The 23,723-nt window shown below is 35.3% G+C and carries 23 protein-coding genes and 1 other annotated feature; of the genes, 17 read left to right on the top strand and 6 right to left on the bottom strand.

Going from position 1 to position 23,723, the window contains the following annotated elements; genetic code table 11:
- Positions 1-73 precede the first annotated feature (73 nt).
- The 12 genes from mutM to rplT all read left to right on the top strand — a co-directional run bounded on the left by mutM (position 74) and on the right by rplT (position 11,077).
- Entirely contained in the window at positions 74-901 is an 828-nt protein-coding gene (gene mutM, locus AB3U99_RS17050) for a DNA-formamidopyrimidine glycosylase (protein WP_400242734.1), read from the top strand.
- 78 nt (positions 902-979) lie between these two features.
- Positions 980-1,615: a sporulation membrane protein YtaF gene (gene ytaF, locus AB3U99_RS17045; RefSeq protein ID WP_400242733.1), complete on the top strand. Its 636-nt coding sequence runs from the start codon at positions 980-982 to the stop codon at positions 1,613-1,615.
- A gap of 155 nt (positions 1,616-1,770) precedes the next feature.
- Complete coding sequence (coaE, locus tag AB3U99_RS17040; RefSeq protein WP_400242732.1) at positions 1,771-2,376, top strand: dephospho-CoA kinase; 606 nt, start codon at positions 1,771-1,773, stop codon at positions 2,374-2,376.
- Positions 2,377-2,484: 108 nt separating this feature from the next.
- Complete coding sequence (gene nrdR, locus AB3U99_RS17035) at positions 2,485-2,940, top strand: transcriptional regulator NrdR (protein WP_312096243.1); 456 nt, start codon at positions 2,485-2,487, stop codon at positions 2,938-2,940.
- A 255-nt stretch (positions 2,941-3,195) separates the two neighbouring features.
- On the top strand, positions 3,196-4,614 hold the full coding sequence (locus tag AB3U99_RS17030) for a replication initiation and membrane attachment family protein (RefSeq protein ID WP_400242731.1): 1,419 nt from the start codon (positions 3,196-3,198) through the stop codon (positions 4,612-4,614).
- Positions 4,615-4,629: 15 nt separating this feature from the next.
- Positions 4,630-5,559 (top strand): primosomal protein DnaI, encoded by a 930-nt coding sequence (gene dnaI / locus AB3U99_RS17025; protein ID WP_400242730.1) that lies wholly within the window; start codon positions 4,630-4,632, stop codon positions 5,557-5,559.
- 42 nt (positions 5,560-5,601) lie between these two features.
- Positions 5,602-5,910, top strand: a complete 309-nt coding sequence (locus AB3U99_RS17020) for a hypothetical protein (RefSeq protein WP_400242729.1) — start codon at positions 5,602-5,604, stop codon at positions 5,908-5,910.
- Between the two features lie 190 nt (positions 5,911-6,100).
- On the top strand, positions 6,101-6,940 hold the full coding sequence (gene ytxC / locus AB3U99_RS17015; protein WP_400242728.1) for a sporulation protein YtxC: 840 nt from the start codon (positions 6,101-6,103) through the stop codon (positions 6,938-6,940).
- Between the two features lie 397 nt (positions 6,941-7,337).
- Complete coding sequence (thrS, locus tag AB3U99_RS17010; protein WP_400242727.1) at positions 7,338-9,275, top strand: threonine--tRNA ligase; 1,938 nt, start codon at positions 7,338-7,340, stop codon at positions 9,273-9,275.
- Positions 9,276-9,686: 411 nt separating this feature from the next.
- Positions 9,687-9,824 (top strand) — a sequence feature (ribosomal protein L20 leader region).
- Between the two features lie 150 nt (positions 9,825-9,974).
- On the top strand, positions 9,975-10,478 hold the full coding sequence (gene infC, locus AB3U99_RS17005; protein ID WP_016201804.1) for a translation initiation factor IF-3: 504 nt from the start codon (positions 9,975-9,977) through the stop codon (positions 10,476-10,478).
- A 15-nt stretch (positions 10,479-10,493) separates the two neighbouring features.
- The gene (rpmI, locus tag AB3U99_RS17000; RefSeq protein ID WP_400242726.1) at positions 10,494-10,694 is read left to right on the top strand and encodes a 50S ribosomal protein L35; all 201 of its coding nucleotides are present in this window, start codon (positions 10,494-10,496) and stop codon (positions 10,692-10,694) included.
- Positions 10,695-10,720: 26 nt separating this feature from the next.
- Positions 10,721-11,077, top strand: coding sequence for a 50S ribosomal protein L20 (gene rplT, locus AB3U99_RS16995; RefSeq protein ID WP_031534824.1), 357 nt, complete (start codon positions 10,721-10,723; stop codon positions 11,075-11,077).
- A gap of 66 nt (positions 11,078-11,143) precedes the next feature.
- Here the strand turns inward: rplT and AB3U99_RS16990 are convergent, their stop codons facing one another.
- A complete protein-coding gene (locus AB3U99_RS16990) occupies positions 11,144-12,472 on the bottom strand; it encodes an IS3 family transposase (protein ID WP_400242725.1) in 1,329 nt (442 codons plus the stop codon).
- Positions 12,473-12,623: 151 nt separating this feature from the next.
- Here AB3U99_RS16990 and AB3U99_RS16985 point away from each other — a divergent pair, with 151 nt between their 5' ends.
- Together AB3U99_RS16985 and AB3U99_RS16980 are read left to right on the top strand one after the other, a co-directional pair.
- Positions 12,624-12,890: a DUF1294 domain-containing protein gene (locus tag AB3U99_RS16985; protein WP_400242724.1), complete on the top strand. Its 267-nt coding sequence runs from the start codon at positions 12,624-12,626 to the stop codon at positions 12,888-12,890.
- Positions 12,891-12,958: 68 nt separating this feature from the next.
- Positions 12,959-13,534: a TVP38/TMEM64 family protein gene (locus AB3U99_RS16980; protein WP_400242723.1), complete on the top strand. Its 576-nt coding sequence runs from the start codon at positions 12,959-12,961 to the stop codon at positions 13,532-13,534.
- A 606-nt stretch (positions 13,535-14,140) separates the two neighbouring features.
- On the opposite strand, the gene AB3U99_RS16975 is transcribed toward AB3U99_RS16980, so the two are convergent.
- From AB3U99_RS16975 to AB3U99_RS16965, 3 genes are all read right to left on the bottom strand, one after another.
- Positions 14,141-14,506 (bottom strand): sigma-w pathway protein ysdB, encoded by a 366-nt coding sequence (locus AB3U99_RS16975; RefSeq protein ID WP_400242722.1) that lies wholly within the window; start codon positions 14,504-14,506, stop codon positions 14,141-14,143.
- A 128-nt stretch (positions 14,507-14,634) separates the two neighbouring features.
- The gene (locus AB3U99_RS16970; protein ID WP_400242721.1) at positions 14,635-15,249 is read right to left on the bottom strand and encodes a transposase; all 615 of its coding nucleotides are present in this window, start codon (positions 15,247-15,249) and stop codon (positions 14,635-14,637) included.
- A gap of 138 nt (positions 15,250-15,387) precedes the next feature.
- Positions 15,388-15,873: a hypothetical protein gene (locus AB3U99_RS16965; RefSeq protein WP_400242720.1), complete on the bottom strand. Its 486-nt coding sequence runs from the start codon at positions 15,871-15,873 to the stop codon at positions 15,388-15,390.
- Positions 15,874-16,178: 305 nt separating this feature from the next.
- Here AB3U99_RS16965 and AB3U99_RS16960 point away from each other — a divergent pair, with 305 nt between their 5' ends.
- A complete protein-coding gene (locus AB3U99_RS16960) occupies positions 16,179-17,264 on the top strand; it encodes a M42 family metallopeptidase (RefSeq protein ID WP_400242719.1) in 1,086 nt (361 codons plus the stop codon).
- A gap of 95 nt (positions 17,265-17,359) precedes the next feature.
- Here AB3U99_RS16960 and AB3U99_RS16955 read toward each other — a convergent pair whose 3' ends face one another.
- Positions 17,360-18,466 (bottom strand): AI-2E family transporter, encoded by a 1,107-nt coding sequence (locus AB3U99_RS16955; RefSeq protein WP_400242718.1) that lies wholly within the window; start codon positions 18,464-18,466, stop codon positions 17,360-17,362.
- 674 nt (positions 18,467-19,140) lie between these two features.
- Positions 19,141-20,301 (bottom strand): ROK family protein, encoded by a 1,161-nt coding sequence (locus AB3U99_RS16950; protein WP_400242717.1) that lies wholly within the window; start codon positions 20,299-20,301, stop codon positions 19,141-19,143.
- Between the two features lie 283 nt (positions 20,302-20,584).
- Between AB3U99_RS16950 and xylA the strand changes: the two genes are divergently transcribed.
- Both xylA and xylB read left to right on the top strand, forming a co-directional pair.
- Entirely contained in the window at positions 20,585-21,892 is a 1,308-nt protein-coding gene (gene xylA, locus AB3U99_RS16945) for a xylose isomerase (RefSeq protein WP_400242716.1), read from the top strand.
- A gap of 195 nt (positions 21,893-22,087) precedes the next feature.
- Positions 22,088-23,587 (top strand): xylulokinase, encoded by a 1,500-nt coding sequence (gene xylB / locus AB3U99_RS16940; RefSeq protein WP_400242715.1) that lies wholly within the window; start codon positions 22,088-22,090, stop codon positions 23,585-23,587.
- The last annotated feature ends 136 nt before the right edge of the window (positions 23,588-23,723 follow it).

Here is a 23,723-nt window from a genome sequence, read left to right as displayed (position 1 = left end):
ATGTCATTTGTTTTAAGTGATTGGTGAGATAAAAGAATTATGAGCGATTTTCACACGGAAATGAGGTATATAAGTGCCAGAATTACCAGAAGTTGAAACGGTACGTAAAACGTTGAAACAATTAACGCAAAATAAAGTAATAAAAGAAGTAGTTGTTTCTTGGGCGAAAATGATTAAAAGACCAGAAAATGCCGAAGAATTTTCTGATGCATTAGTCGGTCAAACAATTTTAGACGTAAAAAGACGGGGCAAATTTATATTAATTGAAACAAATGATTTTACGATTGTTTCGCATTTGCGAATGGAAGGCAGATACGGTGTGTTTCAAGCAGATGATCCCGTTGATAAACATACCCATGTTATTTTCTTTTTTGAAGATGGTTCTGAATTAAGATATAAGGATGTACGGAAATTTGGAACAATGCATTTATTTAAAAAGGGTGAAGAATTAAATGCCATGCCACTGTCTCAATTAGGTCCTGAACCATTTGACGCTGATTTTACAATTGCTAATTTTACAGAGCGATTAATAAAAACCAGCCGAAGCATTAAAACGGCATTATTGGATCAAAAAATTGTCGTTGGTCTAGGGAATATTTATGTAGATGAAGCATTATTCCGAAGCGATATTCACCCAGAGAGAATAGCAAATTCATTAAAATCAGCAGAAATCGAGAAACTATATAAAGAGATTATTGCTACTTTATCAGAAGCAGTTGAAAAGGGTGGCAGTACGATTCGTTCCTATGTAAACACACAAGGACAAATAGGAATGTTCCAGCTTGAACTATATGTATATGGTCGAAAAGGTCAAGAATGCAAAGTATGTGGACATACTTTAGAAAGAATTATTGTCGGTGGAAGAGGAACTGTTTTTTGTCCTAATTGTCAAAAAAAATAAAACAATAAACATGAATTAACATTGGATGGGCTCTTTCCATATAGTATATTACTATTGATTTGGAAGGAGCTTATCTTTATGGCCCAGGTGTTTTCTCTTTTATTATTAGCAATCGCTGTCAGCATCGATAGCTTTAGTGTTGGGTTTACTTATGGTCTACGAAAAATGAAAATGCCCTTAAATTCGATCCTTATTATCGCCTGTTGTTCCGGTCTGACACTGCTTACAGCAATGTTGGTAGGTCATGTTATTTCAAGGATATTCTCCCCATCGTTTGCAGAGAGTTTAGGTGGCATTATTCTAATAATATTGGGCGGATGGATTCTTTACCAATATTTTAAGCCAAGCAAGGAAAAGGAAGTATTAACAGAAGAGAAGAATATTATTAATTTTGAAATAAAATCTTTAGGAATTGTTATAAATATTTTAAAGAAACCTTTATCAGCTGATTTTGATAAATCAGGAACAATTACAGGACTAGAAGCAGTTGTGTTAGGTTTTGCTCTGTCTTTAGATGCATTCGGAGCAGGAATTGGTGCTTCTATGCTCGGATTACCCCCGCTATTTTTAACACTTGCTGTCATTTTTATGAGTACATCCTTTGTTTCTTTAGGGATATATCTAGGCAAATTTCTGTCAGAAAAAAGTTATATGGATAAATTTTCCTTTATACCAGGGGTTATTTTAATTATTATTGGGATATTTAAGCTCTAAATCGCTTTAACAAAATTAGCGAATAGGTTATTTTTTCTAAGGCGGTGCCCCTCCTTGGGGAATCGCCTTAGAAATTTCACCTTGCTTATATATTCACCAAAGTGTTTGTTAATTTAATTTTGTTGCATACTAAATTTAATAAGGCAGGTATTGTCATGACATTAACAGTAGGCTTAACCGGAGGGATTGCGAGTGGCAAATCGACAATATCCTCCTTTTATCAATCATTGAATATTCCGATAATCGACGCTGATATCGAGTCCAGATTAGCTGTTGAAATAGGAGAGCCGGCATATGTAGAAATTGTTGCTCATTTTGGTAAGGATATCCTCCATCAAGATGGTACTTTAAATCGGCAAAAGCTTGGGGAAATTATTTTTTCGAATGAAGCAGAACGGAATGTGCTTAATAGTATCGTTCATCCTGATGTAAGAAGAAGAATGGATGAGAAGCAAAGACAAGCCGTTAAGACAGGCGAAAAGATCGTGATTTTAGATATCCCCTTACTATTTGAAAATAAATTAGACACAATGGTTGAACGAACAATTTTAGTATATGTAGATCAAGATATCCAAATTGCAAGGTTAATGAATAGAAATGATTTAAGCCATGAGCAGGCAGTTAATAGAATAAATGCGCAAATGCCTTTGCTAGAAAAAAAAGCTCTTGCTGATGAAGTAATTAATAATAATGGATCCATCGAAAATTCATTACAGCAAGCGAAGAACATTTTGGAAGAGTGGCATGTTTTCTCTATCTGACATTAGGTTATAGGTGAAATTTAATATAATTACTTGTACAAGCCTTTAATTTTATATAATATGAAGATAAGTATATACATGGAACAATGAATTCGGAGCTGATATGAAATGAGATGTCCTACCTGTCAACATAATAACACCCGCGTTCTTGATTCACGACCAGTTGATGAGTACAAGTCGATTCGTAGAAGAAGAGAATGCGAAGCTTGTGGCAATCGATTTACAACTTTTGAAAAAGTAGAAGAGATTCCTTTGATTGTAGTGAAGAAAGAAGGAACACGTGAAGAATTTAGTAAGGATAAAATATTGCGTGGCTTAATTAGAGCATGTGAGAAAAGACCGGTTGCTTTAAAACAATTGGAGGAAATTACTGCAGAAGTAGAGAAAGAGCTTCGAAGTAATGTTGCTTCAGAGATAAAGAGTGAAACAATTGGAGAAATGGTAATGGACCGCTTGGCGAAAATTGACGAAGTGGCATATGTACGTTTCGCATCTGTTTATCGCCAGTTTAAAGATATAAATGTGTTTATTGACGAACTTAAAGAATTAATAAAAAAAGACTAACAGATTTTTTGTCTCATTCTTAACGGACAGTAAGACTCTCACCTATTGCTTATGGAAATTCGAGGAAGCTAGGTGAGATCCACTGTCCGTAAAGGTCCGATTGGTTCAACCAGCCATCAGTGGGGAGGAGGGAACTCCACTGATGGAAGTTTCACTTTATGGAAATGATTACTAAGGGAGCTAAAGATTTCTTTGGCTCTTTTTTGCCTTTCAACTCCTTTGATGGAAATAGAATGTAGAGAAGGGAGAGTTAATATGTCTCAGCATTGGCAAGACCTGCTTCCAGTCGACAGATATCGAGTAGCTGTGAATGGGCTCTTAAGTGATTATGATCGAAAGACAATCACCTTCTTGTATCAACCATTAATTGGGACACAGTGTTTAGCTTTATACATGACTTTATGGGCAGAAGTAGAAGAAAATCGCCTGTGGTCCATGACAAATACACATCATAGCATAATGAATTTCATGAGCTGTGGTTTAAATGATATATATGAAGCCAGACTAAAGCTAGAAGGAATTGGTCTTTTAAAAACGTATTTAAAGAAAGAGGATGGAAATCGTTCGTTTATTTATGAATTGCAGCCTCCTTTATCACCAGCACAATATTTTCTTGATGGAATGTTAAATGTTTATTTATATAGAAAAATTGGAAAAGCACAATATAGCAGATTGAAGAAATTCTTTTCCGATGAAAAAATTGCTGATCCAAGTTTTCAGCCAGTAACGAAAGGTTTTCAAGAGGTATTTAAGTCTGAACATGGTAGTGCCGTTCGGGCTATGCATGAATTAGACGAAGAAGAAGCGACTGATCAGACCTATATTGGAAGAGAAGAACAGACTGGAATTCAAATTACCAAGGAAGATTTTGATTTTGAACTTCTCTATGCAGGAATCCACGATTCTTTAATATCGAAAAAGGCCTTTACTAAAAAGGTGAAGGAAGCGATACAAAATCTTGCCTTTATCTATGGAATTGACCCAATTCAAATGAAGAATATCGTTATTAGTGCGATTAATCAACAGGATGAGATTGATATTGAAGAGTTGAGAATAGCTGCTCGTGATTGGTATCAATTTCAGCATAATGATTTGTTGCCGATGTTAGTTGATCGAAAGCAGCCGCAGAAGGACCATTCATCGAATGGTGCACCAAAATCAAAAGAGGAAGAATTAATCTATTATTTAGATCATGCTTCTCCTCGGGAAGTATTAAAAGATATTTCAGGAGGTGCTGAACCTTCTAAAACAGATTTGCAAATAATCGAAGAAATTATGTTCTCACAAAAGCTCTTACCTGGAGTAATAAATGTGCTTATTCAATATGTTATGCTGAAAACAGATATGAAATTGACAAAAGGCTATATAGAAAAGATAGCTGGTCAATGGGTAAGAAAGAATATTCGTACGGTTAAGGATGCAATGGATTTAGCGAAAAAGGAACATAAGCAATATATGGAATGGGCGCAAGGCAAAAAAAATCTACAAACAAAGTCAAGTCGTCGAAAAGCAATTCGCACAGAAAAAATTCCAGAATGGTTTGGACAACAAGATCAGGGGAACGAAGAAGCGAAAAAAACAGCGGAAAAGAATCCAGTTACAGCAGCAAGTGATAAAGACTTGGAGCAGAAGAAGAGAGAGCTGGAAGAACGCATAAAAAAATTAAAAAAATAGGTGGTGAATCAAACGGTGGAAAGGATTAATGATACTTTAAAGAAGTTTGGGACAGGTAATAATTTTCAGGAACGCTACCGTGCGATGAAACAGGAAGTACTTGCACACCCTGATGTGAGGGCTTTTTTACGTGAGCATGAGGATGAGTTGACTTCCAATGCGGTTGATGTAGGAATGATGAAATTATATGAATATGCTAATCAAAGTAAGGCTTGCAATAAGTGCCCAAGCCTTCAAGGCTGTGTGAATATGATGCAGGGGTATCATCCGAGCCTAGTTGTTATCAGAGGAAATATTGAGATCCAATATGACCGCTGTCCACGGAAACTTCAAGAGGATAACCAAAAGAAAAAAGAAAAATTAATCCAAAGTTTATACGTACCCAAGGACATTTTAGAAGCATCTTTTGATAGGTTGGACATAGAAGGAGAAAGAATGGAAGCAGTAGATGCCGCCATTCGATTTGTAGAGGAATATAAACCTGGCCAAAGACAAAAAGGAATATATTTTTACGGAGAATTTGGTGTTGGAAAATCGTATATTTTAGGGGCGATTGCAAATGAACTTTCTCAAAAGCAAATTTCTTCTATGATCGTATATGTTCCCGAATTATTTAGGGAAATGAAAAGCTCGATTGCTAATAGTACGCTAAATGACAAAATGGAAAGCATAAAAAGGGAGCCGATTTTAATGCTGGACGATATTGGTGCAGAAACGATGTCTAGCTGGATTCGAGATGAGGTATTAGGACCAATATTACAGTTTAGGATGCTAGAGAATTTACCGACTTTATTTACATCTAATTTTGACTTTAGTGGACTAGAGCATCATCTTACCTATTCTCAAAGAGGAGAAGAGGAAAAGATGAAAGCGATGAGAGTAATGGAGAGAATTCGTTATTTATCTACACCGATTCATGTGAAAGGTAATAATAAGCGACTTTAATATTTCATACTAGATGTTTATGAGAGTAAGGAGAAGGGTAAGTTGACGGAAATTTCGAATGCAGAAAAATTACTGGTAAAGCGATATAATCAATTCCTTTTATTTGTATCTATCACTATTTTGCTATTGTTAATCCCATTTTTTCTATCTTTTTATAGTCCGGGAATTTATAAAATAATCTTGGCATTATTGGTATTCGGATTAACTTATACCTATGTTACAAAAAATAGAAGGTTACTTGCATACGTAAGAAATCTTTGCGAAAAACGATCTATTTCTTTGCCAATGTTGTATATTAGATACATTATTTTGTATGTCATTATATTAGGAGTAATCGTATTCTTTTTGTGATTTGGATATTATTAATGTAGACAGACTAAATAAAGGTCTGTCTATTTTTTGTGAAAATGCAATTCCTCTATATTGTGTGCATATTCTCATAATGGACATACTCAGATGATTTTCCATATTTTATAGTCTATTTTCTCCCTATCCCCCATATATATGGAATCGAGGACTTCTTTATAAAGGGGGGATACGGTTGATTGAAATTCAGTTTCAAGATGAAAAAGATGCAAAGAAATTTTTGCGTTTGATAAATAAACAGATAAAGCTTGCTGAATCGATTGAAAGAATGAGCGATGACCATAATTGTATAGTCGTTAAAATAGATGGAAGCAGTCAGGGCGTGCAAAAATGCTTAACCGCTTTTATCTTGCATATAAAAACAGATGATTGGGCAAAAGAAATACTACAAAATCGTTATTTCTATATGGATGAATTAGAACAGCGGAGTATATTAGAAATTCTTCATAGTTTAATAGAAGAAGAGCGTGAAGGACTTGCAAACTTAACAAAAGATATAAATATAAAAACATGTCTTGCAGATAGTATGAATAATTTTATGGTTGAAATGCATCGTGAATTTTCTTTTGATTCCTTTGTGACCTTTCGATTAAAGGCTTTTTTTGAAAAGCTACTAAAATACATAGAATTATCGATTGATGAGTACAAAATGGAACAAGAATATCAGGTTTTTATTCATACATTACGAAATTCCCTTTCTAAAAAAGCTGCAAAAGTAAATCATATCCATGTTTTGATTGACTTAGAAATTCAGTTTTTTGATACGGAATATCGAGAAATTCCCCAACAGGAATTAATGATGCTGTATGAGCAAAGAAATTTAGCTTCTTCTCCCTATTATATCGACCCATTTTCCCTAGGACCTTTGCTTGCGCTTGCTCCGAAAACAATCTATTTATATACAGAAGATAGGGAGTTGCCTATTGTGCGAACGATTTTAAACATTTTTGAAGAACGAGTAAAGCTTCTTGAAAAGGACCATTTTTTCCTAAAAATAACACTCAAACAGAAATGAAATAAGATTCCCATTAATCCCCTTGATTTTATGTTTAGAAAAGCATATAATAACGTACATAAATTAACTATAACTTATACATGTATTGATAAGGACAATAGTTTTCTTGTACGGTTCAAAGAGAGGGAAGGATGCTGGGAACTTCCTAACACGATAAGATTACTTACCACCTTTAAACTTCAGTCTGGAACAGGGAACCTAAGTAATGACTGGCGGTCTCAGCAGCCGTTATCTGTTTAAACTAAAGCCAGACAATTAATTGTTTGGGAATTAGGGTGGAACCACGAGTTTACAATTTAAAAACTCGTCCCTTCGCATAGGGACGGGTTTTTTTGCGTTTAATCGGTTCTTATCGTACATGAAAAGCTTAATGGCGAAATATTAAGGAGGAAGTTTTATGTCAGAATTAATTAACATTACATTTCCAGACGGAGCGGTAAAGGAGTTTCCAGAAGGTACAACAACCGAAGATATTGCTGGTTCCATTAGCCCAGGCTTAAGAAAAAAAGCCCTTGCAGGAAAAATAAATGGTTCATTATATGATTTGAAAAGACCAATCTTAGAGGATGCCTCTTTTGAAATTGTTACACCTGATAGCCCGGATGCATTAGAAATCTTGCGTCATAGCTCTGCCCACTTAATGGCACAAGCAATTAAACGTATTTATGGAAATGTAAAACTTGGTGTAGGTCCCGTTATCGAAAATGGTTTTTACTATGATATTGATTTAGAGCAATCATTAACACCAGAAGATTTACCAGCTATTGAAAAAGAAATGAAGAAAATAATCAATGAAAATCTAGAAATTGTTCGTAAAGAAGTAAGCCGAGCGGAAGCGATTGAGCTTTTTAAAGAAATGGATGACGAATATAAGCTAGAATTAATTGATGCAATCCCTGAAGATGAAACGGTAACACTTTACCAGCAAGGTGAATTTGTTGATCTTTGTCGTGGTGTACACGTTCCTTCAACTGGAAAACTAAAAGAGTTTAAATTACTAAATATCGCTGGAGCTTATTGGAGAGGCAATAGTGATAATAAAATGCTTCAACGTATTTATGGAACAGCATTCTTTAAGAAAAATGAGTTAGAGGAGCACTTACGCTTTTTAGAAGAGGCGAAGGAAAGAGATCATCGTAAAATCGGGAAAGAATTAGATTTATTTATGACTTCTCAAAAAGTTGGACAAGGCTTACCACTATGGCTTCCAAAAGGTGCAACAATCAGACGTACTGTAGAGCGCTATATAGTAGACAAGGAAGAAAGATTAGGCTATAACCATGTATATACACCAATTATGGGTAGTGTAGACCTGTACAAGACTTCTGGTCACTGGGATCACTATCAAGAGGATATGTTCCCAGTAATGGAAATGGATAATGAACAGTTAGTGCTTCGTCCAATGAACTGTCCACACCATATGGTTGTCTATAAAAATGATATCCACAGCTACCGCGAATTGCCAATTCGTATCGCAGAGCTTGGAACAATGCATCGTTATGAAATGTCTGGTGCACTATCTGGATTACAGCGTGTTCGTGGAATGACATTAAATGATGCGCATATCTTTGTAAGACCAGACCAAATTAAAGATGAATTTAAACGTGTCGTAAACTTAGTATTAGAAGTATATAAAGATTTCGATATTACAGATTACTCGTTCCGACTATCTTATCGTGATCCAGCAGATACAGAGAAATATTTTGATGACGATGAAATGTGGGATAAAGCACAAAGCATGCTGAAAGAGGCAATGGATGACCTAGGTCTAGATTATTTTGAAGCAGAGGGAGAAGCAGCATTCTACGGTCCTAAATTGGATGTACAAGTGAAAACAGCTTTAGGAAAAGATGAAACATTATCTACTGTTCAATTGGACTTCTTATTACCTGAACGCTTTGATCTAACATATGTTGGAGAAGATGGAAAACAACATCGTCCGGTCGTTATCCATAGAGGAGTAGTTTCTACAATGGAGCGCTTTATTGCATTTCTTATTGAAGAATACAAAGGGGCATTCCCAACTTGGTTATCGCCAGTACAAGTACAAGTGATCCCAGTATCACCTTCTGTACACTTTGACTACGCAAAAGAAGTACAAGAAAACTTACAAAGACATGGATTCCGTGTAGAGCTTGATGAACGCGACGAGAAAATCGGCTACAAAATCCGTGAAGCACAAATGAAAAAAATTCCTTACATGCTAGTAGTTGGAGATAAAGAAGTAGAAGACAAAGCCGTAAATGTCCGCAAATACGGAGAACAAAAATCAGAAACAGTTTCTTACGTTGAGTTTTTAGAGAAATTAACACAAGAAGTGAAATTATCAAATTAAGTTAGATGTATTTTTTAGTATTATCATAAATTAAAATTAAGAATTCTGAGTTGATTGAAGCGGAGGACACTGGACTCCTACGGGAAATGAGAGACGCCACAGGCGAAGCCGAGGAGGCTTTCATCCCTCCCCGCGGAAAGCCAGTGTCTGGAGCGGAAATCAACGGGCTGCTTAATACGCGGAATAGTCTTTTTAATCTCCATTTTTTTAAAGAAACTATTAAAATACTGCTTTTTTTCAAGCTGGAAATTCTGATTTTCGTTCTATATTCCCAGCTTTTCAGAAATTATGCATAAAAAGTATTGCATTGAATCAATAATTTTGATAAAATTTTTCTCGTTGTGATATTTCTTTCGTTGACTTACAGATATCATTGTGATATAGTTACTAAGGTAAATTGAATACGAGTTTGAGGAAAAGAAGAAGCACCCGCTTCTCACCTGATTGACACAGATTCCAAGTAGTTAACAGGTATTACGTAAAACATTTTAGGTCTTACTATGTTATCGTAAGTGTGGGTGAATTGTTCATCCACACTTTTTTATTTGGATGATAAAGATTACAAAGCCTACGATGTCAACTTGGGAGTCAAGTGTCAATTAGTATCTAAACTAGAGAAGGTGACCTAGAATAGATTATTCTTGACCCGAACGTTGTATTCGTCATTAACCTTGGAGGTGTTTAACTATTAGCAAAGATATGATTTTAAATGAAGGCATTCGTGCTAGAGAAGTTCGTCTTATTGACCAAAATGGAGAACAGCTTGGGATTAAAACGAAATTTGAAGCTCTTGAAATTGCAACACGTGTAAATCTTGATGTTGTTCTTGTTGCTCCAAATGCAAAACCACCAGTAGCTCGTATTATGGACTACGGTAAATACAAGTTTGAACAGCAAAAGAAGGAAAAAGAAGCACGTAAAAATCAAAAAATCATTAATATTAAAGAGGTTCGCCTTAGTCCAACTATAGATGAGCATGACTTTAATACAAAGCTTCGTAATGCTATTAAGTTCCTAGAAAAAGGCGATAAAGTAAAAGCATCCATCCGTTTTAAGGGACGTGCTATTACACATAAGGAAATCGGTCAACGCGTACTTGTTCGTTTTGCAGAAGCTTGTGCAGAAGTTGCCACTGTGGAATCACATCCAAAAATGGACGGTCGAAGCATGTTCATGACTTTAGCGCCTAAAAACGACAAGTAAGAGGAGGAATACCAAATGCCAAAAATGAAAACTCACCGCGGAGCTGCTAAACGTTTCAAAAAGACAGGCTCTGGTAAATTAAAACGCTCAAAAGCTTATACTAGTCACTTATTTGCTAACAAATCTACTAAGCAAAAACGTAAACTTCGCAAAGGTGGATTAGTATCCAAAGGCGATTTCAAACGCATTCGTCATTTATTAGACAACATTAAGTAATTTTTTCAATATAGGAGGGAAATTATATGCCACGTGTTAAAGGCGGTACAGTTACACGCAAACGTCGTAAAAAAGTTCTTAAATTAGCTAAAGGTTATTATGGTTCAAAACATACATTATACAAAGTTGCAAACCAACAGGTAATGAAATCATTAATGTATGCTTACAGAGATCGTCGTCAAAAGAAACGTGATTTCCGTAAATTATGGATTACTCGTATCAATGCAGCTGCTCGTATCAACGGTCTTTCTTATAGCCGTTTAATGCACGGATTGAAGTTAGCAGGTATCGAAGTAAACCGCAAAATGCTTGCTGAACTTGCTGTAAGTGATGAAAAAGCATTTGCTGAATTAGCAACAGTCGCAAAACAAAACTTAAAATAAGTTTATATAAAAAAAGAAGGTATCAATAAACTGGCACCCATGTCAAGGACACAGTAAAAAAAGAGATTAAGCAGTGAGAAGATGATTCCTATATTGAATAGGGGTCATCTTTTTTAAGTTCCACTGATATCGATAATTGTTATAGTAAACCATGTAATGATTTATTTTTGCCTTTAGTTCTTTTAAGGTTTTACAAGATTGATAGTCCACATCATCTTTTAAATGACCAAAGAATGACTCTTGAGGGGCATTGTCCCAACAGTTTCCTCTTCTAGACATCGATTGGTCTAGACCATATTTTTTTAATAACCTTTGAAATTTTGGGCTCGTATAATGACTTCCTTGATCTGAATGAATAAAGGCATCTTTATGTATAATTACTTTCTTGTTGTTCATCAATTTCTGGATTGTCTTCGTTGCGATATCTAAGGTAATACGGTCAGAAACATGATAAGCTAGGAGTTCGTTTGTGGAAGCATCTTTTACGGTCGACAAATAAGCCATACTATTTCCGTTATATGGCAAATAAGTGATATCCGTTAATAAAACCTTTCCTGGTATACCCTGCTTAAACTCTCTGTTTAGCTTGTTTGGTACGACTTGATGTTCCTTTGTTGCTTTAGCGATTTTTTTATAAGGATTTACTTTTCTATGAGGACAGACTATACTATATTTCTTCATGATTCTTTGTATCTTTTTACGACTAAATATAATGTTATATTCATTCTCCAAGATCATTTTTATGGACCTGGAACCTTTCTTATATCCCCGTCGATTAAAGGCTTCTAGTATGATTTCTTTCGCTTCCAAGTCCAATTGTTCTCTCGCTTCTCGGATAGTATATGCTTGAAGGAAACTATAGTATCCAGAACGGGAAACCTCTAAAAGTTTGCAAAAATACTTAGTCATACGCTTAAAACCATTTTGTTCAATGGTCTCAGAAATTAATTGATATACTCTACTTGGTTCTAGTTTTTTTGTTTCGTTTAGCAGCCTCCTTTCTGTCACTTCTAGCTTTTTTAATAACTCTACCTGACCCTCCAATAGCTTAATTCTAGCTTCTTGCCTTTCAATCACTTCAGACGGCGTAAGTTCTCGCTTTAATGGTCTACCAGAACCGGCTTTTCTTGAGTCTGTGAGTCCGATTAACCCATCCTTTTCATAGGCTTTCTTCCACCTGTATGCGGATTGTTCAATTCGTTTAATTCCTATTACGTCCACATCAAAGTCGTTATCCATGAAGATTTGTCGAGGAAGTTTTCCACCTAGATACTCATCCATAAATCTATTTTTAAATGAATCCGTATAGGTAATAGCTCGCTCGCTGACACTTTGTACATTTGGATTCCTTTTAAGCATTTTTATCTCTTTAGTTGAAAATGTTATCTTACTCATGTTGTCCCCTAATCCCTTTTTAGTAATTTAAGTATATAAAAAAATACCTGTAGATAAAACACTCTTTTTTCAAGTGTCCTAACTACAGGTACCATTTTACAATATACCTTCTTTTTTTATATATTTTTATTTGCAAAAGGGAGAGAAACATGTGATACCATCACTATTCATCTATTTAGTTTTAATTAATATTCTTGGTTACTTATTCATGAGGATTGATAAAAAAAGAGCGATAAAGCACCAGTATCGAATCAGCGAGCGAACCCTTTGGACAATAGCCATCCTTTTTGGTGCTCTTGGTTTATACATTGGTATGAAAACCTTTCGTCATAAAACGAAGCATGCTACATTTAAATATGGTTTACCCGTTTTAACATTATTAGAATTAGGGATTGTACTTTATGGAATAAATGTTTAGGCATATTCTCGTCTCTTTTCTTATACACTTTAATAACATCATGATTCTTTAGAGCAGAAGGTGATAAGATGGAAGAGCAGTTATCAGTCCTATTTGTTATGGTAGAAGTTAGTGGCATATTAGCGCCGATTATATTTATTTTATTCCATACGCTACGGCAATTTTTGTTTATTCCTCCTATCCTAGTCTGTATTGCAGGAGGAGTTTTATTTGGAGTAACGCTTGGTACCATCTATTCTATTATCGGCTTAACAATTAATTGTCTCATTTTCTATGTGGTCATTCATCGCATGCCAAAGACACATCGGAAACTATCTAATCTTAAAAAAAGATGGTTTGGGGAATATCGTAATTTGACACTTGGACAAATCACAGTCTTACGTTTAATTCCAGTATTTCATTATCATTTATTAAATTTTTGCCTATTAGAGAAAAGAAAAAGCTTAAAAGAATATGGGAAAAGCTCATTTTTAAGCAATATACCTTTGGCATTCTTTTATACTATCTTTGGTCAGTTTATTAGTCAATTTTCGTTAACAATGGTTGTCATTATTATGTTTGCATTGGCAATACTTGTCTATATCTTAAGGGAAAAAATTACGATTATTAAATGGAGAGAATTTTTTAAAGAAGCACATGAGTAAAAAACTTCATGAATAAAAATGTAGAGTCTGGGACAAAACTAAATTGCCAATCTGTAAAGACGAACAATCTCTAATTTAGTGCTTAAATAAAGGCTACTTTTTCATGCTAGTTATTTATGATTTTAAATATAGTCAGTGTAAAAACTAAGTCGTTCCATTGCGCTACGGACACTCTATGCGCCGGGGAGGAAGCTTGAGCCTCCTCGGCGCGTGATATGCGGGGTCTAAAGCGTCTCTACTTCCCGCAGGAGTTGAGTGTCCTACGCTCCATTCCACTTCGTTTTTAAAGATTGTTTTTCTATAAACTATTATGGAAATAGAAAAAATTAATTAATTGGAAAGACGGAGCAGCCTGAATACACGTAGACTCCTATGGGAGCTGCGAGAAAGTCCGAAATCCTGCAGGAGCATGAGCATGAGCATGAGCATGAGCTGTGAAACGGCGTGGCGCTCGCCCCATGGAAAGCGAAGTGTATTCAGGCTGCGGGTAACAACACCCACTTTACTGAAACAGCTTTTTATAAACTAATAAAAATCCGAACAACCATATGGAACTTGTATGGTTGTTCGGGTTTATCAATGGCTGGAATACTTATGTCCGAACCTCTACGAATTTTTTTCTGCTTCTTTAAACCGTGTCCAATCGATTTTAGCCTTTGGGTATATAGACAATAGTGACTGTTCTATATAGGCTTTGTCTTGTTTTGACATCTTCGTATTATAAGGATTGGTAGGGAATAGTAAGATGTGATCAACTTCGTTTGCTGCTGCGTATTTTTCCCCTTCGAGTAAATGCCCTTTATAAGTTAGTAAGAGATTCATTCTTATATTATCCTTTTTATCGAGCAAATAAAAAGTTCCACGCTTTTGCGCTAATTTCAATCGTTGCTGTGGATTCATTAAGAAAGAAAGAGTTCGAAACAAACCATAAAGAAGAAATGCGAGCAGAACAATTAACAAAAGCCATTTCATAAAAGAGCCTCCAGTAACTTAATTTTTCAGGATTAACTAATAGAATACGATTGATAATGGAAAAGGTTTCATTAATTTAGAAAAAATATTTTAAAAAAAGAAGGCTCTTTACCAAAATGAGTACTTGACTAAGAGCCATATTGAATCAATTCTGCGTTGCACTCGATTAAAATCGTTACTTTGTAGTGCTGCGGGTTGCGTGTAAAAAAATGACGTCTTTGTAGGGATTTAATTAAATTATTTTTCCCTTCTACCGCCGCATTAGTGAAGCGTAATTGGTGATAATTACAGATTTCTTCTTGCCAATTTTTCATCGTAGAAAGACATGCTTGCACGGCTGGATGATTAATCGGATCCCCTACGTTTAGCAAACGCACAAAGCTTTTTTTCGCTAATTCATAGGTTGCACTACAGTCATACCACTCAATAAAGGTTTCTTTCCATCCATACACCTGCTGTAAAAGTAAATTGTAGGAAAGTAAACGGTGTAAAATTGTTCGTTCCTTCGATGTTAATTGATCATTTCGTTTTCCCAAAATGCGAAAATGCTTTTTCAATTCTTTTTTTGCACGTGATGGCAGTTCCTTTTGAACTGATTTTCGTACCGTTTGAAGCGCTTCGGTCACGTAACGATTTACATGATAACGGTCGGCAATACGGATCGCAGATGGTACATCGTTTTCGCGAACGTATGATAAGCCTTCGCTAAATCCATGACAATGGCGACTGGGTTTAATGAACAAAGCGTTGGTTGCGTATGGAAATAGCTCTGTAACTCTTCCATCGTTCGTCCAGCAATGATGTCTAAAAATGTGCCGTTGCGTAAGTCATGAAGCCCTGTATTATACGTATGCCCTTACGAATGGCGAAATCATCGATACCTAACACCAGTTTAGGGTGCGTGGCAGCTTGTGATTGACAGGCTTCTTGAATGCGTGCGGCTTCTTCGGTTTTCCAAGTATGAAGAACACGGCAATCGTAGTAGCTGGTGTATTCGTCACGCGTGCAGCATGGATAACCGTTGCGCCTACTACTTGTTTCGGCAAAGAATTTTCAAACGCTTTTGTGTAGCGCTTTTTCGGTGCGACACAATCATAGGACCAAACAAAATGAGCGCCACAAGACGTACAGGATAACCGAATTGCAGGTAAGTTTAAATAAACCACGCAGCCAAATGAATCGAGGTGACGTACTTTTCGAATGGAATTGACGCCACGACAAATCGTTTGCGTAGATGTACAAACAGGGTAAGACTGATGCGAGGCTACTGGTGCTGCATCAATAAAAATTTGCCCGTTAATTTTCTTAGTAGAAAGAACGAATAGTTCTGGTAAATCCAATAAATCCTTGATAGAATGAAAGTGCATCTGTATACCTCGCTGTGTTGTTTGGTCGTACTCTCAACTCTAGCGGATACAGATGTTTTTTTGTACTCTTTTTTAGGGAATAATTGGGTTCAAGAACTGATTTTTGTGTTGAGCCAAAAAGAAAAAAGATAAATAGAAGCCAAGATTTGATGCATAATATAAGCAAGGGTACTTTCTATACCCGCATGAGACGTGAAGTAAGCATCTTTTGATGAAAGTTTATTTTATTAGAAACTAATACTTTGTACTATATTTATTTTCTAGTATAATAATGAAGAATATATTATATTAAGGGAGTCGAAATAATGGCGAAATTAGATGAAACATTAATGATGCTTAAAGATCTTACTGATGCAAAAGGCATCCCAGGCAATGAAAGAGAACCAAGAGAAGTAATGAAAAAGTACATAACAGAATATGCTGATGAAGTGACAACAGATAATTTAGGAAGCTTAATTGCTAAGAAAGTTGGTCAGGAAAATGGACCAAAAATTATGGTTGCGGGTCATCTTGATGAAGTTGGATTTATGGTAACTCGCATTGACGATAAAGGGTTTCTATATTTTCAAACAGTAGGCGGCTGGTGGTCCCAAGTAATGCTGGCTCAAAGAGTAACGATTGTTACAAGTAAAGGCGAAATTACTGGGATTACAGGTTCTAAACCACCACATGTATTAAGTCCAGAAGCAAGAAAAAAACCAATTGATCTTAAGGATATCTTTATTGATATCGGTGCATCTTCTAAAGAAGAAGCAATGGAATGGGGAGTAAAACCAGGAGATATGATCGTTCCATATTTCGAATTTACAGTTATGAATAATGAAAAAATGCTGCTTGCAAAAGCATGGGATAATCGTATTGGCTGTGCTATTGCAATCGATGTATTAAAGAATTTAAAAGACAGCAACCATCCTAATATTGTATATGGTGTTGGGACAGTTCAAGAAGAAGTTGGTCTTCGTGGAGCGAAAACAGCAGCGAACTTAATTGAGCCGGATATTGGTTTCGGTGTGGATGTTGGAATTGCTGGAGATACACCAGGAGTAACAGAAAAAGAAGCACTAAGTAAAATGGGTAAGGGTCCACAAATTATTTTATATGATGCATCAATGGTTTCCCATAAAGGGCTGCGTGACCTTGTTACTGATACAGCGGAGGAGCTAAACATCCCTTATCAATTTGACAGTGTGCCAGGAGGCGGGACAGACTCAGGCTCTATTCATTTAACACATAAGGGAGTTCCGACGTTATCTATCACAATTGCAACTCGCTATATTCATTCACATGCTGCGATGCTTCATCGTGATGATTATGAAAATGCAGTCAAACTAATTGTGGAAGTTATTAAGAGATTAGATCGCGAAACAGTTGATTCATTGACATTTGCGTAAACAGCTAAAATAAAAAAAGGGAATTTGATTATTTAAAATCTAATTTCCTTTTTCTTATTATAAAGAAGTTTTATAAGAATGCCATACACGTTACTCTAGTGGGGAATCTGAGTATTTAATATGGCTGCTTTCCGTGCTTTAAGCAGACGATTAATATTGATTACAATCGTTTTGACAGCAGCATATGTTGGTACGGCAAGAATCATTCCTAATATACCCGCTAAATTACCTGCTACTAATAACAGAATAATAATTGTTGCTGGATGAGTATCCAATCTTTTTCCTAGAATTAATGGAGATAGTATATTTCCCTCAATCTGCTGAGCAATGGTAATGACAATAATAACTAGCAACGCTTGTGTTGGGGATGTAAAAAGGGCGATTATAACAGCCGGTGCACCACCAATTAAAGGACCAACATATGGAATGATGTTAGTAACTGCCACAATTAAAGCCATTACAAGTGCATAATCAAGACCAATTATCAAATAGCCAATTAAAGACAAGGTTCCTACAAATAGTGCCACAATGACTTGTCCTTGAATATAGGCCGCAATTGTTTCGCTTGTATCTTTAATAATTCTTAAGCCTTCTTTTCGATAAGAAGCAGGGAAGAATTTCGATAATGCTTCAGGGAATTTGCTGCCATCTTTAAAACAATAGAAAAGTAAAAAGGGAACCGTTACAATGGTAATGGTGATATTTGTCATTGTACTAATGACTTTGCCAATACCATTTGTTATATTGCTAGGAATGGTTTGAGCATAGGCTTTTAAGTTTTCAGTAATGTCCTCTATTTTTACATATTCTTGGTTCATAATCCATTTGTACTGTTTCGTATCATTTAAGTATTGGAAGTAACGAACCGAATCATCAGCATATTTAGGGATATTACTAAACAATTCACTAATCTGCTTGCTAATCATCGGCACAACACTGCCAATTGCTAAAATAATTATTCCAATCGCTGCAAGATAAAGAATAATAATCGCGAGCGTCTTAGGAATTTTATTTTTCTGCAAAAATTTAACGATTGGATTAAGTAAAAAATATAAAAAACCAGTAATGATAATTGGTACAAAAAGTGTGGAAAATAGCACTGCAACTGGTTTAAATAAAAACGTAATTTTTGTGCAAAGATAAATAATCGCAGCAATGATGAGAATCTGCAATAACCAATAATGAAACTTCTTCTTTGTCAAAATTTTTCACCTTTTTCATATTTTGTATAGCAAGTATAGCACACTCATTCAATTTCTTGTAAATATTGTGATGTGTTATTTAAAACGATTGTATCACACTTTAAATTTATAATGATATTAACGAGTTAGAGAAGGGAAAAGTTTCATGTATTATAAAGGAGATTGCATTTAAAGTAGATGAAAAGGAGGAAAACCAAACCAAAAAAATGAGGCTGGGACAAAACTAAATAGCCAATCTGTAAAGATGACCATCCTTAATTTAGCTCTTAAATAAAGGCTACTTTTTCATGCTAGTTATTTATGATTTTAGATATAGTCAGTGTAAAAACTAATTCGTTTTTAAAGATTGTTTTTCTATAAACAATTATGGAAATAGAAAAAATTAATTAATTGGAAAGACGGAGCAGCCTGAATACACGTAGACTATGGGAGCTGCGAGAAAGTCCGAGACCCTGCAGGAGCGTGAGCGACGAAGCGGCTAGGCGCTCGCCCCATGGAAAACGAAGTGTATTCAGGCTGCGGATAATAACACCATCTTTACTGAAACAGCCTTTTATAAACCAATATAAACCCGAACAATCATATGGGAGTATCGTATGGTTGTTCGGGTTTGTTTATGGCTGGAATACTTATGTCCCAGCCTCATTCTAGGAAGATTACGCAAAAATACTCCTTTAATCGGTATTTATAATTTTCAGATGGGAAATATTTAAGAAATTACGAATATTAAGAGCGGTTGCACCAAATAAAGATGCTTTTGAACCAAGACTTGAATTTTCAATGACAATGTCTTTATTAAAGGAGCTTTCCAGATTATCATTGGTTAATGAAAGTATCTCAGGGATTCTTCGAATGACAGAACTGTTCATGAATATAACCTTAGGAGCAAAAAAGGTCATAATATTGTTTACGCCCTTAGACAAATTATAGCAATGTTGTTGAATGATTTCTTGTACATCAGGGTCGTTAGCATAGTATAGTTCAGCTAATAAATCAGGAGTGACATCCGTTAACTGTTTTCTTTCTCTAAATTGCTCTAGAAGAACTTTATCAGAGCAGTACTGCTCTAAGCAGCCTTTATTCCCACAAGGACATGCTTTGCCGTTTGGATAAAGCACAGAATGACCAATTTCACCAGCTCTTCCATCTAAGCCTGTAAATAATTGACCATCGATGATAATCCCCGCACCAATCCCACTGTGAATACTTAAACTGATTAAGTTATTAAATTCAGTGGAAAAAGTAGACTCTCCTATTGCGGTTAAATTTGCTTCGTTCTCAATATGGATAGGATACTGGTATAGATTCGTTAATTCTTCATAAAGTGCTATTTTGTCTAAATCATAATAAGGTGTAAACGAGATAGTATTTTCATTTACAATACCGTGAATCGCTATTCCAATCCCGATAATGCCATAGGTTGTCAGATTGCTTATTTTTTCATATTTTTCAATAATATTAGAAACATGTGCAAGGACATTTTCTTTTGTAATAAATGTACCTCTTTCTTTATTATAAAAGACAACTTCTCCATCTAGATAAGTAACCATTGTGGAAATAAAGTCATAGCCCAGCTCAATAGCAATCGATAGACCTGCTTTATTATTTAGCTGCAAAAGAATTGGTTTTCTTCCCCCAGAATGACTACTTTCCCCAATGCCGATTTCTTCAATGAGTTTATCTTCGAGTAATTTCTTTGTTATATCAGAAACAGTTGCTTTATTTAAACCAATATTGGATGAGAGACTTGCCCGAGATATAGGTGCTTGTTGAACAATTTGCTCCAATACAAGAGAAGCATTTTGTTCCCTAATTACATATTTGTCTGTAACCATTATCTTCCTCCAAACTAAATTGATCCCCTATTAACTATATTTATATTGTTAGGTTACCATACTAATTAAAATACTTCTATCAAATTTACAAATAAAATTGAAAAAAAGACATTGTAAGCGGTTGACAAAATTCGAAGTTAGATTTATGATTAATTCAGTTAGTATATTGAACTAACAAATCAAATTTGGTTTAATAGAATAGTAGAGAAAATGCTACTTGTCAAAAAGTAAGTTAAGAGCAAGATCAAAAAATAATTTTTATAACAATTAGGAGGGAAATAACATGGAATTTTTTCCAATGATTAAAGAAGTAAAATATGAAGGACCAAAAACAGAAAATATTTTCGCTTACCGTCACTACAATCCAGAGGAAGTAGTTCTAGGAAAAACAATGAAAGAACATTTACGATTCAGCATGGCATGGTGGCATACATTAACGCAAGATGGATCTGATCCATTTGGTGCAGCTACAAATGTTCGTAGCTGGTTTGGAGAAACACCAATGGAAACAGCAAAAAATAGAGTAGAAGCAGGATTCGAATTAATGGAAAAAATGGGCTTTGAATTCTTCTGCTTCCATGATGTGGATATTGCTCCAGAAGGGGAAACATTACAAGAGTTCTTAGACAATTTAGATGTAATCACAGATTTGATTAAAGAAAAAATGGATCAAACAGGTATTAAATTACTTTGGAATACAGCTAATATGTTTACAAATCCCCGCTTTGTACACGGTGCTGCTTCTTCGTCAAATGCTGAAGTTTTTGCATATGCTGCAGCTCAAGTGAAAAAAGGTTTAGAAATCAGTAAAAAGCTTGGCGGCAAAAACTATGTATTCTGGGGCGGACGTGAAGGATATGAGTCTTTACTAAACACAGATTTACAATTAGAACAAGATAACATGGCTCGTCTTTTCCATATGGCAGTTGATTATGCAAAGGAATTAAATCATGAAGTTCAATTTTTAATTGAACCAAAACCAATGGAGCCATCAAAACACCAATATGATTTTGATGCTGCTACTACAATGGCTTTCTTACAAAAATACGATCTTGATAAGCACTTTAAACTAAACTTAGAAGCAAACCATGCTACATTAGCAGGACATACTTTTGAACATGAAATGGCAGTAGCAAGAAGCTATAATGCACTTGGATCTTTAGATGCGAACCAAGGAGATGTTATGCTTGGATGGGATACAGATGAGTTCCCAACTAATATCTATGACACAACTCTTGCAATGTATCAAGTGCTAGAAAACGGAGGGATTGCTCCTGGTGGTATCAACTTTGATGCAAAAGTACGCCGTTCTTCATTCTCTATGGAAGATTTAGTGCTTGCGCATATTGCTGGTATGGATACTTTTGCACGCGGTTTAAAATCAGCTGCAAAATTAAAAGAAGATGGCTTCTTTGACAAAGAAATTGAACGTAGATATAAGAGCTATACAACTGGAATTGGTAAGTCCATTGTAGAAGGAAAAGAAGATTTAAAAACATTAGCAGAATATGCATTACAACATGATCAAATCGAGAATGAGCCAAATCATCTAGAATTCTTTAAATCTCGTTTAAATGATTATTTAGTATAATACAAATATAAAAAATAAGTAGTATTACACCAATAAAGGGGTGTCTCAGGTAGAAGGAATTGGCATCACAAGTTTATTAGTAGTAGCTAATTGAAAATAATCTACTAGATATACTTGTGGAGGTCTAAATCTCTATGAATGAGGCAGCCCTTTATTTATCATTTGTCACATGTCTTATGAAGGGAGAGCGTAAAAATGTCATATGTAATAGGAATTGATTTAGGAACTAGTTCATTAAAAGGTTTGTTAGTTGATAAAGAAGGCAAGGTTCTTATAACAAAGAGCTCTGAATATGAGCTTTTGACTCCACAACCAAAATATAGTGAACAGAATCCAAATGTTTGGATTGAAGCATTGGATATTGTCTTAAAAGAAATAATTGCTGCATTTCCAGAAGCAGCATCTGAAACAGAGGGAATTAGTTTTTCTGGACAGATGCATAGTTTGGTTTTATTGGATGAAAATGGTAAAACCCTAAGAAACGCAATTTTATGGAATGATGTGAGAACAAGCAAGCAATGTCAGGAGATAATGGATAAAGCGGGACAAGAAGTTATTCAAATTACGAAGAACAAAGCGTTAGAAGGATTTACTTTGCCTAAATTACTGTGGGTGAAGGAAAATGAGCCGACAATATGGGAACAAGCAAAGCACTTTTTATTACCAAAAGATTATTTAGGATTCTATTTAACTGGCAATAAGCAAATGGAGTATTCAGATGCTGCTGGAACATTATTGCTAAATGTGGAAGAAAAGGTCTGGAGCGAGTCTGTTGCTGAATTATTTGATCTACCTCTATCCATTTTTCCTAAGCTTGTCGAATCCTCTGACAAAATAGGCGTAATGAAAAAAGAACTTGCGGAAATGTATGGCTTTACAAATGATATCGCTGTATTTTCTGGAGGAGCAGACAATGCATGTGCAGCAGTTGGGGCAGGGATTGTTCAAGAAGGTATGGGATTAGCGAGTATCGGAACATCTGGCGTGTTTCTTTCCTATGAGCAAGATGGGAAACAGGACTATGCAGGGAAAGTTCATTATTTCAATCATGCAATAAAGGACAGCTTTTATTCCATGGGTGTAACATTATCTGCTGGATATAGCTTAAATTGGTTTAAAAATACTTTTGCAGCAGATAAGAGCTATGATGAGCTTCTTTCTAATCTGGACAACGTGGCAATTGGTTCAGATGGTTTAATGTTTACTCCTTATATAATGGGAGAAAGAACACCATATACAGATAGTCAAATCAGAGGAAGTTTTATTGGCATGGATGCAAGGCATACATTAGATAACTTTGCACGCGCTGTTGTAGAAGGTATTACTTTTTCACTGAATGATAGTAAGATTCTAATGGAGGAAAATGCGAATAAGCAGTTTACACGCATTGTCTCTGTAGGCGGAGGAGCAAAAAACAGTAATTGGTTACAAATTCAAGCAGATATCTTTAATGCGCCAGTCGTTAATTTAACAGTTGAACAAGGACCGGGATTAGGAGCAGCGATGATTGCTGCTGTTGGATTAGGTTGGTTCCCAACGATGAATGAGTGTGTGGAGAAATTTGTTCATTATAAGGAAGAGTTTCAGCCAATTCCTGAAAATGTGAAGAAATATGAAAAGGTATATGATATTTATAAAGGTGTATATGCAGCAACGAAAGAAACTGCACATAAATTACATGCGTTAAATGAGTAGTTTATTTTAAAATGCTATACCAAAAGGCTGGGACAAAACTAAATAACTAACCTTTAAAGACGAATAATCTCTAATTTAGCTCTTAAATAAAGCTTCTTTCTCGTGATGGTTTATCTATGTTTTTAAAGATAGTCAA

This window comes from Niallia tiangongensis (assembly GCF_044704065.1).
GTDB lineage: Bacteria > Bacillota > Bacilli > Bacillales > Cytobacillaceae > Niallia > Niallia tiangongensis.
This window is presented reverse-complemented; position numbering and strand designations above follow the sequence as displayed.

Excerpts from the sequence above, each read along its gene's own strand:
- AB3U99_RS16975 (WP_400242722.1), bottom strand. The coding sequence starts at position 14,506 with ATGAAATGGCTTTTGTTAATTGTTCTGCTCGCATTTCTTCTTTATGGT.
- rpmI (WP_400242726.1), top strand. The coding sequence starts at position 10,494 with ATGCCAAAAATGAAAACTCACCGCGGAGCTGCTAAACGTTTCAAAAAG.
- AB3U99_RS16965 (WP_400242720.1), bottom strand. The coding sequence starts at position 15,873 with ATGCACTTTCATTCTATCAAGGATTTATTGGATTTACCAGAACTATTC.
- AB3U99_RS16990 (WP_400242725.1), bottom strand. The coding sequence starts at position 12,472 with ATGAGTAAGATAACATTTTCAACTAAAGAGATAAAAATGCTTAAAAGG.
- AB3U99_RS16950 (WP_400242717.1), bottom strand. The coding sequence starts at position 20,301 with ATGGTTACAGACAAATATGTAATTAGGGAACAAAATGCTTCTCTTGTA.
- xylB (WP_400242715.1), top strand. The coding sequence starts at position 22,088 with ATGTCATATGTAATAGGAATTGATTTAGGAACTAGTTCATTAAAAGGT.
- rplT (WP_031534824.1), top strand. The coding sequence starts at position 10,721 with ATGCCACGTGTTAAAGGCGGTACAGTTACACGCAAACGTCGTAAAAAA.
- nrdR (WP_312096243.1), top strand. The coding sequence starts at position 2,485 with ATGAGATGTCCTACCTGTCAACATAATAACACCCGCGTTCTTGATTCA.
- ytaF (WP_400242733.1), top strand. The coding sequence starts at position 980 with ATGGCCCAGGTGTTTTCTCTTTTATTATTAGCAATCGCTGTCAGCATC.
- AB3U99_RS17030 (WP_400242731.1), top strand. The coding sequence starts at position 3,196 with ATGTCTCAGCATTGGCAAGACCTGCTTCCAGTCGACAGATATCGAGTA.
- AB3U99_RS16960 (WP_400242719.1), top strand. The coding sequence starts at position 16,179 with ATGGCGAAATTAGATGAAACATTAATGATGCTTAAAGATCTTACTGAT.
- AB3U99_RS16980 (WP_400242723.1), top strand. The coding sequence starts at position 12,959 with ATGGAAGAGCAGTTATCAGTCCTATTTGTTATGGTAGAAGTTAGTGGC.
- infC (WP_016201804.1), top strand. The coding sequence starts at position 9,975 with ATGATTTTAAATGAAGGCATTCGTGCTAGAGAAGTTCGTCTTATTGAC.
- thrS (WP_400242727.1), top strand. The coding sequence starts at position 7,338 with ATGTCAGAATTAATTAACATTACATTTCCAGACGGAGCGGTAAAGGAG.
- xylA (WP_400242716.1), top strand. The coding sequence starts at position 20,585 with ATGGAATTTTTTCCAATGATTAAAGAAGTAAAATATGAAGGACCAAAA.
- coaE (WP_400242732.1), top strand. The coding sequence starts at position 1,771 with ATGACATTAACAGTAGGCTTAACCGGAGGGATTGCGAGTGGCAAATCG.